Origin of the sequence: Roseateles sp., assembly GCF_036404855.1 — a bacterium.
GTDB lineage: Bacteria > Pseudomonadota > Gammaproteobacteria > Burkholderiales > Burkholderiaceae_C > Pelomonas.
Genome location: NZ_DASWYS010000324.1, coordinates 1 through 10,863, shown reverse-complemented (window position 1 = coordinate 10,863; position 10,863 = coordinate 1). Strand labels below are relative to the sequence as shown.

10 protein-coding genes, 1 tRNA gene and 1 pseudogene are annotated in these 10,863 nt (G+C 66.4%); 10 read left to right on the top strand and 2 right to left on the bottom strand.

Annotation, left to right across the window (positions count from 1 at the left end; translation table 11 throughout):
* The 4 genes from VGF12_RS21915 to VGF12_RS21900 form a co-directional block, all read left to right on the top strand.
* A partial coding sequence (locus tag VGF12_RS21915) for a cytochrome c1 (RefSeq protein WP_331178172.1) occupies positions 1–268 on the top strand: 268 nt, incomplete at its 5' end.
* Between the two features lie 137 nt (positions 269–405).
* On the top strand, positions 406–1,023 hold the full coding sequence (locus VGF12_RS21910; protein WP_056192820.1) for a glutathione S-transferase N-terminal domain-containing protein: 618 nt from the start codon (positions 406–408) through the stop codon (positions 1,021–1,023).
* Positions 1,023–1,535, top strand: coding sequence for a ClpXP protease specificity-enhancing factor (locus VGF12_RS21905; protein ID WP_331178171.1), 513 nt, complete (start codon positions 1,023–1,025; stop codon positions 1,533–1,535). The genes VGF12_RS21910 and VGF12_RS21905 overlap by 1 nt, the downstream gene beginning before the upstream one ends.
* A gap of 26 nt (positions 1,536–1,561) precedes the next feature.
* Positions 1,562–1,637, top strand: a tRNA-Thr gene (locus tag VGF12_RS21900).
* 35 nt (positions 1,638–1,672) lie between these two features.
* On the opposite strand, the gene VGF12_RS21895 is transcribed toward VGF12_RS21900, so the two are convergent.
* Positions 1,673–2,011 (bottom strand): hypothetical protein, encoded by a 339-nt coding sequence (locus VGF12_RS21895; protein ID WP_331178170.1) that lies wholly within the window; start codon positions 2,009–2,011, stop codon positions 1,673–1,675.
* Between the two features lie 169 nt (positions 2,012–2,180).
* Here VGF12_RS21895 and secA point away from each other — a divergent pair, with 169 nt between their 5' ends.
* From secA to VGF12_RS21865, 6 genes are all read left to right on the top strand, one after another.
* Complete coding sequence (gene secA, locus VGF12_RS21890) at positions 2,181–4,925, top strand: preprotein translocase subunit SecA (RefSeq protein ID WP_331178169.1); 2,745 nt, start codon at positions 2,181–2,183, stop codon at positions 4,923–4,925.
* A 215-nt stretch (positions 4,926–5,140) separates the two neighbouring features.
* Positions 5,141–5,635: a hypothetical protein gene (locus tag VGF12_RS21885; protein ID WP_331178168.1), complete on the top strand. Its 495-nt coding sequence runs from the start codon at positions 5,141–5,143 to the stop codon at positions 5,633–5,635.
* Positions 5,636–5,662: 27 nt separating this feature from the next.
* Positions 5,663–6,349, top strand: a complete 687-nt coding sequence (locus tag VGF12_RS21880; RefSeq protein WP_331178167.1) for a PEP-CTERM sorting domain-containing protein — start codon at positions 5,663–5,665, stop codon at positions 6,347–6,349.
* Positions 6,350–6,437: 88 nt separating this feature from the next.
* Positions 6,438–7,667, top strand: a complete 1,230-nt coding sequence (gene argJ, locus VGF12_RS21875) for a bifunctional glutamate N-acetyltransferase/amino-acid acetyltransferase ArgJ (protein WP_331178166.1) — start codon at positions 6,438–6,440, stop codon at positions 7,665–7,667.
* 113 nt (positions 7,668–7,780) lie between these two features.
* Positions 7,781–9,913 (top strand): prolyl oligopeptidase family serine peptidase, encoded by a 2,133-nt coding sequence (locus VGF12_RS21870; RefSeq protein ID WP_331178165.1) that lies wholly within the window; start codon positions 7,781–7,783, stop codon positions 9,911–9,913.
* A complete protein-coding gene (locus VGF12_RS21865) occupies positions 9,910–10,353 on the top strand; it encodes a GNAT family N-acetyltransferase (RefSeq protein ID WP_331178164.1) in 444 nt (147 codons plus the stop codon). The genes VGF12_RS21870 and VGF12_RS21865 overlap by 4 nt, the downstream gene beginning before the upstream one ends.
* On the opposite strand, the pseudogene VGF12_RS21860 reads toward VGF12_RS21865, so the two are convergent.
* Positions 10,350–10,863 (bottom strand): annotated as a pseudogene (locus VGF12_RS21860) (hypothetical protein); the annotation flags it as partial. The gene VGF12_RS21865 and the pseudogene VGF12_RS21860 overlap by 4 nt on opposite strands.

Here is a 10,863-nt window from a genome sequence, read left to right as displayed (position 1 = left end):
GGGCGAGCGCGAGCCGGTGTTCGAGACCAGGAGCGAGCACGGTCACGAGGCGAAGGTGTTCAAGGGCTGGAAGCAGGTGAGCCCCGGCACCATGACGCCCCAGCAATACGACGCGGCCATGGCCGACCTGGTCGGTTTCCTGCAATGGATGGGCGAGCCTGCCCAGGCCCAGCGTTTCCAGTTGGGCGTTATCGTGCTGATCTTCCTCGGCTTCCTGACCGTGTTTGCATGGCGCCTGAACGCTGCCTACTGGAAAGACGTGAAGTAAACGTGCAAGTCCCGGCGCTGCCCACCAGGCAGCGCCGAAACACGCAGTGGGGCGGCATTCAGCCACCCACTGCGTTTGCTTTTTGCGCGGCGGCCCGCCGCGTGTTTTGATTGACTGACCCCTCGGGAGCCCAAGCCATGATGGTCCTCTACTCCGGTACCACCGACCCCTACTCGCACCGCTGCCGTTTTGTGCTGTTCGAGAAAGGCATGGACTTCGAGATCCGCGACGTTGACCTGTTCGCGAAGCCTGAAGACATCGCTCTGATGAACCCGTACAACGAGGTGCCCATCCTCGTCGAACGCGACCTCATCCTGTACGAGTCGCACATCATCAACGAGTACATCGACGAGCGCTTTCCGCACCCGCAGCTGATGCCTGGCGACCCGGTCGCTCGTGCCCGCGTGCGCCTGTTCCTGCTGAACTTCGAAAAGGAGCTGTTTGCCCACGTGAACATCCTCGAAGGCCGGGGCACGACCACCAAGGCCACGGACAAGCAGCTCGAGAAGGCCCGTTCGCAGATTCGCGACCGCCTGACCCAGCTCGCCCCCATCTTCCTGAAGAACAAGTACATGCTGGGCGACGACTTCTCGATGCTCGACGTGGCCATCGCCCCGCTGCTGTGGCGCCTGGACTACTACGGCATCGACATGTCCAAGAACGCGCTGCCGCTGCTGAAGTACGCCGAGCGCATCTTCAGCCGCCCGGCCTACATCGAGGCGCTGACGCCCTCGGAAAAGGTCATGCGCCGCTGATGGACCAGACCCCCGCTTCCGGTGGCGCAGGTGGGGGTACGTCCACCCGCCCGTACCTGATCCGCGCGCTGCACGACTGGTGCACGGACAATGGCTTCACGCCCTACATCGCGGTCCACGTCGACCGCTCGGTGCAAGTGCCGATGGAGTACGTCTCCAACAACGAGATCGTGCTCAACGTTGGCTTCGACGCAACCAGCGGGCTGGACCTTGGCAACGACTTCATCCAGTTCAAGGCCCGCTTTGGCGGCGTGGCGCGCGAAATCATCGTGCCCGTGGATCATGTTGTCGCGATCTACGCCCGCGAGAACGGCCAGGGCATGGCATTCCCCGCGCCCGAACCGCTGGCAGAAGGCGCTGCTCCCCAGCGCGCCGCCGCCCCCGCCCCGCAGGAGCCGCGCCGCAGCGGCCTGCGCCTGGCGAGCGAAGCCAGCGACGACGAGGGTGATGACACGCCGCCGCCAGATGCGCCCAGCGGCGGCCCGCGACCTTCGCTGAAGCGGGTGAAGTGACGGCCTAGAATGGCGTCCTGTTTTTCGCCGGCTTAGCTCAGTTGGTAGAGCAACCGCCTTGTAAGCGGTAGGTCATCAGTTCGAATCCGATAGCCGGCACCAAGAAGAAAACCCACTGCTTTGCGGCAGTGGGTTTTTTATTTCTGGGCCAGCTTGACGCGGATGCGGCCGGCCAAACCGGCCTGCGCCAGCAGCGCCTCCAGCCTTGGCAGCAGATGGCGCAGCTTGGCGGCGACGGCGGCGTTGGCGACCAGGAGGCTCCAGCCCTCCTCGTCGATCGGTCCGGGCTGGATGCTTGCCAGCAGATTGCCGGGCAGGGCTGGCCCGATGACGCGCAGCCGGCGCCGGGAGGCTTCCAGCCGCGCGCTGAGCTGGTTCAGGCCCTCGTGCGCCCGCAGGGCTTGCGCCACAGGCGTGGGCGACGGAACGGAGCTACGCACGCGCTTGGGGGCGAGATAGCGGGGCGCGGAGGACATGCTCCCAGTGTAGTGAGGCGGCCAGCCCCGGCCATGGCCCACTGCTAAACTGCGCCGTTTTGCGCGGCCGGGCAAATCCGCCTTGCATTGTCCCGTTTCGCCCCCAGATTCGCGCCTCTGACCGGCCCGGCCGGCCCCTCAAACGCCAGCCAGCACTCAATTTCGCAGCATGTTGCCCAAGCTTCTCACCTCGATTTTCGGTAGCCGCAACGAGCGTCTGCTCAAGCAGTACCGCCGCACCGTGCAGCAGATCAATGCGCTGGAACCGAAATACGAAGCCCTCAGTGACGACGAACTGCGCGCCCTGACGGCTGAGTTCAAACAGCGCGTTGCCGGCGGCGCGACGGTGGACGACATCCTGCCCGAGGCGTTTGCGGTGTGCCGCGAAGGCAGCAAGCGCGCGCTGAAGATGCGCCACTTCGACGTGCAACTGATCGGTGGCATGGTGCTGAACGCAGGCAAGGTCGCCGAAATGCGCACCGGCGAAGGCAAGACGCTGATGGCGACGCTGCCCGTCTACCTGAACGCGCTGACGGGCAAGGGCGTCCACGTCGTGACGGTGAACGACTATCTCGCGCGCCGCGACGCCGAGTGGATGGGCAAGCTGTACACCTTCCTTGGTCTGACGGTGGGCATCAACCTGCCCAACATGCCGCGCGAGGAGAAACAGTCCGCCTACGCGGCCGACGTCACCTATGGCACCAACAACGAGTACGGCTTCGACTACCTGCGCGACAACATGGTCTACGAGACGGCCGACCGCGTGCAGCGCGGCCTGTCCTACGCCATCGTCGACGAGGTGGACTCCATCCTCATCGACGAGGCGCGTACGCCGCTGATCATCTCGGGCCAGGCTGACGACCACACGGACGTCTACCTGCGCATCAATGCCGTCGTGCCGCAGCTGAAGAAGCAGATCGGTGAGCTGGACCCGCGCACCGGCGAAGGCGTCATCGAGCCGGGCGACTTCACGGTGGACGAGAAGTCGCACCAGATCCACCTGACCGAGGACGGCCACGAAGTGGCCGAGCGCCTGCTGACCCAGGCCGGCTTGATTCCCGAAGGTGCCAGCCTCTACGACGCGGCCAACATCACGCTGATGCATCACCTGAATGCAGCGCTGCGGGCCCACCACGTCTATCACAAGGACCAGAGCTACGTCGTTCAGAACGGTGAGGTCATCATCGTCGACGAGTTCACTGGCCGCCTGATGAGCGGTCGCCGCTGGAGCGACGGCCTGCACCAGGCTGTCGAGGCCAAGGAAGGCGTGGCCATCCAGGCAGAGAACCAGACGCTGGCGTCGATCACCTTCCAGAACTATTTCCGCATGTACGGCAAGCTGTCCGGCATGACGGGTACGGCCGACACCGAGGCCTACGAGTTCCAGGAGATCTACGGTCTCGAGACCGTCGTCATCCCGCCGAACCGTCCGACGATCCGCAAGGACGAGCTGGATCTGGTCTACAAGACCGACAAGGAAAAGTACAACGCCGTCATCGAGGACATCCGCGCCTGCCACGAGCGCGGCCAACCCGTGCTGGTGGGCACGACGTCCATCGAGAACTCGGAGCTGATCTCCAAGCTGCTGCAGGCGGCCAAGCTGCCGCACAACGTGCTGAACGCCAAGCAGCACGCCAAGGAAGCCGAGATCGTCGCCCAGGCCGGCCGTCCGGGCGTCATCACCATTGCCACCAACATGGCCGGTCGGGGCACCGACATCGTGCTGGGCGGTAACGTCGAGAAGCAGATCCAGTTCATCGAGGCCGACGAGGCCATCCCCGCCGACGAGAAGGCGCGTCGCATCCAGCAGCTCAAGGACGAGTGGCAGGGCCTGCACGACAAGGTGCGTGCCGAAGGCGGCCTGCGCATCATCGCGACCGAGCGCCACGAGAGCCGTCGCATCGACAACCAGCTGCGTGGCCGCGCCGGCCGCCAGGGTGATCCGGGTTCTTCGCGCTTCTACCTGTCGCTGGACGACCAGCTGATGCGCATCTTCGCCGGCGAGCGCGTGCGCGCCATCATGGACCGGCTCAAGATGCCTGAAGGCGAGGCCATCGAGGCCGGCATCGTCACGCGCTCCATCGAAGGCGCTCAGCGCAAGGTCGAGGCACGCAACTTCGACATCCGCAAGCAGTTGCTGGAGTACGACGACGTCTCCAACGACCAGCGCAAGGTCATCTACCAGCAACGCAACGACATCCTTGAGGCCGACACCCTCATCGCCCAGATCGCATCGCTGCGTGAATCGACGCTGACCGACGTCGTGCGCACCTTCGTGCCCGCTGAGAGCCTGGAAGAGCAGTGGGACCTGGCCGGCCTGGAGCAGGTGCTCAAGGGTGAGTGGCAGATCGAGCTGTCGCTGACGGACCTGGTCAAGAAGAGCGACTCCATCAACGATGAAGAAATCGTCGAGGCGGTCATCAAGGCAGGCGACGAGCAGTTCCAGAGCAAGCTGGACCGGGTCGGCATCGAGCAGTTCAATCCCTTCATGCGCATGGTGCTGCTGCAGAGCATCGACCAGCGCTGGCGCGAGCACCTCGCGGCGCTGGACTACCTGCGCCAGGGCATCCATCTGCGCGGCTACGCCCAGAAGAACCCCAAGCAGGAATACAAGCGCGAAGCCTTCGAGCTGTTCTCACAGTTGCTGGACCTCGTGAAGATGGAGGTCACCCGGACGCTGCTGAACGTGCGCATCCAGAGCCAGGAGGAGGCCGACCGTGCCGCCGAAGCCATCGAGCGCCGCGCCGAGGCCGTGTCCAACGTGACCTACCAGCACCCCAACGAGGACGGCTCTGTCAGCCAGGACGTCGATCCCGCGACGCTGCTGGAGCAGTACGGCCACGTCGGCCGCAACGATCCCTGCCCCTGCGGCAGCGGCAAGAAGTTCAAGCTCTGCCACGGCAAGCTGGCCTGACCCGGCCGCCGCGAATGCCTCACGGGCCGGCTCTGCCGGCCCGTTTTTTATGGGGCGTCCCCGCCCATCCGGGGGGTTAGGCGTGAGTTTGCGCACGAACTGCACCCTGGGCCACGCGCATGGGGGGTGCTCGTTCGAGGTCCACCCCCCTAGAGTGCAGTCCCAGATGTCCCCAAACCTGGGGGTAACCCGATGGAAATCTCAGAAAGATCGTCATGAAAGCCCTGTTTGCAGCCGCAGCGGCACTCGCCCTGGCCACCAGTGCGTCAGCCGCCCCGCTCAACTTCAGCAATTACGGTCATCAGGATCTGACCGGCTTCGGCACTGACTTCACGGACGTCTACACGCTGGATCTGGACGGCAGCACCTGGCTGAGCGGTCTGCTGGGCACGGGTTCGCTGCTGAATGGCGTCCCGGCCATCGACATCCGCTCGGTCACGCTGCGCCAACTGGGCACGCAGACCGACTGGATCCAGACCATCGCCATCGACTGGAACGTCGCCGACACCGGCATCGAGAGCTGGGCCCTGGCCCCCACGCTGCTGGGCGCAGGCCAATGGGAGCTTGAAGTGGTGGGCACCAGCTACTACGACAAGGCGGGCCACGGCTACAGCGTCGACATGGAGCTGCCCGAGCCGGCCAGTGCCGCGCTTGCCGTCCTGGCCCTGGCTGGCGCCGGCCTGGCCAGCGTCCGCCGCCGCAAGGCCTGAGCCCCACCTACCAAGCGGATCACCGAAATGAAGAACCTCGTTGTTGCAAGCCTCCTCGCCGCAGGCGCCCTGGCATCCCAGGCCGCCTTCGCCTCCGGCACCGTCGACATCACCTGGCAGGGCACGGACACGTCGGGCATCAAGCTGAGCACGATGGACACCACGGTGTCCAACAGCGTGCCGCTCACCAGCAACTACGCCACGACGGCGCTCAACTACGTCTACACGGCGACCGGCGAGAGCTTCGTCGCCTACTGCATCCAGCCCAGCGAGGGCAACGGCCGCGCGCTTCGGAATCAGACGTACGCGGTGGAGAGCTTCACCGGCGAGCAGGCCCAGCACCTGCAGGCCCTGTTCTCCACGTCCTACGCCGGGTTGAGCACCCATGACGACAAGGCCGCGTTCCAGCTGGCCGTGTGGGAGCTGATGCTCGAGACCGGCAACACCTTCAGCGTCACCGGCGGCAGCTTCAAAGTGCTCGGCGGCGACGCTGCCAGCCTGGCCGCGTCCACGCAAGCCAACTCCTTCCTGGCCCAGGCGCTGGCCTACCAAGGTCCGGCGCTGTACTCGCTGACCAAGCTGACCCACGGCAGCCTGCAGGATCTGGTGGTCGCGACGCCGTTGGCCGCCGTGCCGGAACCGGAGAGCTACGCGATGTTGCTGGCCGGCCTGGGCATCGTCGGCCTGGTGGCCCGCCGCCGTCTGCCGCGCTGATCGCACCTTGCTGCGCATGAAAGGCTCCTTCGGGAGCCTTTTGCGTTTCTACAATCCGCGCGCTTTCCCCAATCTCACCGAGCGCGTCATGCCCGTCAATCTCTCTGCCCCCGATCCCGCCACCCTGTTGCCCGTGCCGGGCGTGCGCCTCGGCGTGACGATGGCCGGCGTGCGCAAGGCCAACCGGCGCGACCTCAGCGTCATCGCCCTCGACGAGGGGGCGGCCGTGGCCGGCGTGTTCACGACCAATCGCTTCTGCGCTGCCCCGGTGCAGGTCTGCCGTGAGCACCTGGCCGGCGGCTCGGCCATCCGCGCGCTGCTCATCAACACCGGGAATGCCAACGCCGGCACCGGCGCCGACGGCCTGGCCCGCGCCCGCGAGACCTGCACGTCCCTGGCCACCCTGATCGGCTGCTCGCCTGAACAGGTGCTGCCGTTCTCCACCGGCGTCATCATGGAGACGCTGCCGGTGGATCGGATCACCGCCGGTCTGCCGGCCGCGCTGGCCGCGCTGAAGGCCGACAACTGGGCCGAGGCGGCCGCCGGCATCATGACGACGGACACGCTGCCCAAGGCGGCCTCCCGTCGCATCCAGATCGGTGGCGTGCCGGTCACGCTGTCGGGCATCTCCAAGGGCGCCGGCATGATCCGCCCCAACATGGCGACCATGCTGGGCTTCGTCGCCACCGACGCCAACATCGCCCCAGCCCTGCTGCAGCCGCTGGTCAAGGAGGCGGCCGACGCCTCCTTCAACCGCATCACCATCGATGGCGACACGTCGACCAACGACTGCTTCATGCTGATCGCCAGCCGCAAGGCCGCGCATGCCGAGATCACGTCGCTGGAGAGCGCCGACGCCAGGCTGCTGCGTGACGCACTGGTGTCGCTGGCCCAGGAGCTCGCCCAGGCCATCGTGCGTGACGGCGAGGGCGCCACCAAGTTCATCGCCATCACCATCGAGGGCGGCCGTGACGAGGCCGAGTGCAAGCTGGCCGCTTACGCCATCGCCCACTCGCCGCTGGTCAAGACGGCGTTCTTCGCCAGCGACCCGAATCTGGGCCGCATCCTGGCAGCCGTCGGCTACGCCGGCATCTCGGACCTGGACCAAGGCCTGATCGACCTGCACCTGGACGATGTCCACGTCGTCACCCGCGGCGGGCGCCGGCCAGAGTACCGCGAGGAAGATGGCCAGCGCGTCATGAAGCAGAGCGAGATCACCATCCGTGTGGGCCTGAACCGTGGCAGCGCCAGCGCCACGGTCTGGACCTGCGACCTCAGCCACGACTACGTCAGCATCAACGCGGACTACCGCAGCTGAGCCCGGGCGCCCCTGCGGGTTTGTGCTGTCAGGGGTTACCGCGCATGACCATCGGCCCAGACCCGGTGGTCGCGCCGAAAATGGCCAATTTCCCGAATCCAGGACCCTGCCTGATGAAGCTCACCCTGTCCGCCGCCGCCTTCGCCGCCGCTGTGCTCGCCACCGACGTCCAGGCCCAGACGATGTCCTACCCCGTTGCACGCAAGGTCGAACAGACCGACACCTACCACGGCACCTCGGTGGCCGATCCCTACCGCTGGCTGGAAGACGACAACAGCGCCGAAACCAAGGCCTGGGTCGTCGAGCAGAACAAGGTCACCGACAAGTTCCTCGAGGCGATGCCGCAGCGCCTGCCGGCGCGCCGCATCTATACCGAGCTCTACAACTTCGAGCGTTTTGGCATCCCCTTCCAGGAAGGCGGCCGCTATTTCTGGAGCCGCAATGACGGCCTGCAGCAGCAAAACGTCTTCTACTGGGCCAAGTCGCTGAAGGACACCCCGCAAGTCGCGCTGGACCCGAATGCGATGAGCAAGGACGGCACCGTCGCGCTGACGGGCGTCGTGCCTTCGCGCGACGGCAAGCTGCTGGCCTATGGCGTCGCCGGCGCCGGCTCCGACTGGCAGAGCTGGAAGGTGCGGGACCTCGCGACGGGCCAGGATCTTGCCGACAAGATCGAGTGGGTGAAGTTCAGCAGCGCGACATGGACGGCCGATGGCAAGGGCTTCTTCTATGCCCGCTATGACGCGCCCAAGGAAGGCCAGAAGCTGACTGGCGCCAACTACTTCCAGAAGCTCTATTACCACCGCCTCGGTACGGCGCAGAGCGACGACGTCCTGGTCGCCGAGAACCGAGATGACAAGGAGTGGGGCTTCGGTGCCGAGGTTTCCGACGACGGGGAACTGCTGGTCATCAGCGTCTGGAAGAGTGCCGGCAGCAAGAACGGCCTGATGGTGCTGCCGCTGCCCAAAGGCGCTTTTTCCGGTGGCAAGCCGCAGCCCATCGCGCTGGGCTTCGATGCACAGTACACCCCGGTCAACGTGATGGGCGGCAAGCTCGTCGTCAAGACCGACAAGGACGCGCCGCGCGGCAAGCTGGTCGCCATCGACCTGAAGAACCCCGTGCCTGCCGGCTGGAAGACGCTGGTGGCCGAAGGTCCCGACGCGATGACGGCCGCCTCGGCCGTGGGAGGCCGCTACCTGCTCAGCTACCTGCACGACGCGGCGACGCTGGTGCGCGTGCATGATGCCGATGGCAAGCAGCTGTCCGAAGTGCCGCTGCCCGGCGTCGGCACGGCCGGCGGCTTCGGCGGCCGCTGGAACAGCAAGGAGACCTTCTTCAGCTACACCAGCCTGACCACGCCGGCCGAGATCCATCGCTACGACGTCGCGACCGGCGAGATCGCGCCGTTCAAGAAGCCCAAGACCGCCTTCAACACTGACGAGTTCGAGACGCGCCGCGAGTTCGTCACGAGCAAGGACGGCACGCGCTTCCCCATCTTCATCGCCGCCAGGAAGGGTGTGAAGTTCGACGGCACGAACCCGACGCTGCTGTACGGCTACGGGGGCTTCGACATCTCCATCACGCCGGCTTACGGCGTCACGTCGGCCACCTGGCTGAAGATGGGCGGCGTCTACGTCATCGCGTCGATCCGTGGCGGCGGCGAATATGGTTCGGCCTGGCACGAGGCCGGCACCAAGCTGCGCAAGCAGAACGTCTTCGACGACTTCATCGCTGCCGGTGAATGGCTGGTCGCCAACAAGGTCGCCAGCCCCGCGACCCTGGCCGTCAACGGCGGCTCCAACGGTGGCCTGCTGGTGGGTGCCGTCGCGAACCAACGCCCGGACCTGTTCGCGGCCGCCGTGCCCCAGGTCGGCGTGATGGACATGCTGCGCTACCAGAACTTCACCATCGGCTGGGCCTGGGCGACCGACTACGGCACCAGCAAGGACAGCCCGGAGATGTTCAAGGCGCTGTATGCCTACTCGCCGCTGCACAACATCAGGAGCGGTGCCAAGTACCCAGCCGTGCTGATCACGACGGGCGACCATGACGACCGCGTCGTGCCCGCGCACAGCTTCAAGTACGCCGCGACGCTGCAGGCCGCTGACACCGGTCCGGCGCCCAAGCTGATCCGCATCGAGACCAATGCCGGCCACGGTGCGGGCAAGCCCACCTCCAAGATCATCGAGGAGCGCAGCGACATCCTCGCCTTCATCGCCAACACGATGAAGCTCGAGGTGAAGTGACGGAGGCGCTCGCCCTCCGCGACCTGGGCATCGACGATCTCGATGCCCTTGTCCAGCTCTATCAGCACCTGAATGCCGGCGATGTGCCGCCTTCCGACGAGGCGGTGAGCGCGGTGTTTGCTCATCCGGGGCTGCGTCACTTCGGCGCCTTGGACGGCGGGCGGCTGATTGCCAGCTGCAACCTCGCCGTCATTCCCAACCTGACGCGGGGAGGCCTCAGTTATGGCGTCATCGAGAACGTGGTCACCCATGCTGGCCATCGTGGCCAAGGCCATGGCCAGGCGGTCGTCCGCCACGCGATTCATGAAGCCTGGAAGGCCGGCTGCTACAAGGTCGTGCTGACCACCAGCCGCAAGGATCCGGCCGTCTGGGCCTTCTACGAACGCTGCGGCTTCGACAGCGCCGACAAGCGCGCCTTCGTCATCCGCCGGTCTGTCTAGAAGTTCACGGCCTTGGTCTTGAGCCCGCGGGCCACCAGCGTCGCGTTGATGAGCTGGGCCTGCTCGCGGCTTGGGAAGGGCCAGACGGTGGCGCGCCACCCCTCGGGGGTCTGGATGACATCGCCTTGCAGCGCCTGAGGGTTGCTGTGCACGCCCGCCAGGCCGGCCTGCATCTTCTTCAGCAGTGCCTCGGCGTCGGCCTTGCTGCCCGGCGGCCCGACGAGGGCGACGATGATCTGCTCCGGGGCCTTGGCCATGCCGGCCAGGCGCGGGTCGGTCGGCGCGGGCTGGCTGGCCACCGGTGCGGGTCGTGCTGGCACCGTGGCGGCCGGAGCCGGCGCCGGCTTGTCCGCGCGCAGCGGGGGCCGCTTCGCGCCTTCGGCGACTTGCGCGAGGCGAGGACGGATGTCGATCGGCGGCGCGGCCGAGCCAGGTTCGCTGGCGACGGGCTCGGGCTCAGGCAGGGGCAACGCCTCGGCAGCAGGTTCCGAAGCCGGGTCCGAAGGCGGT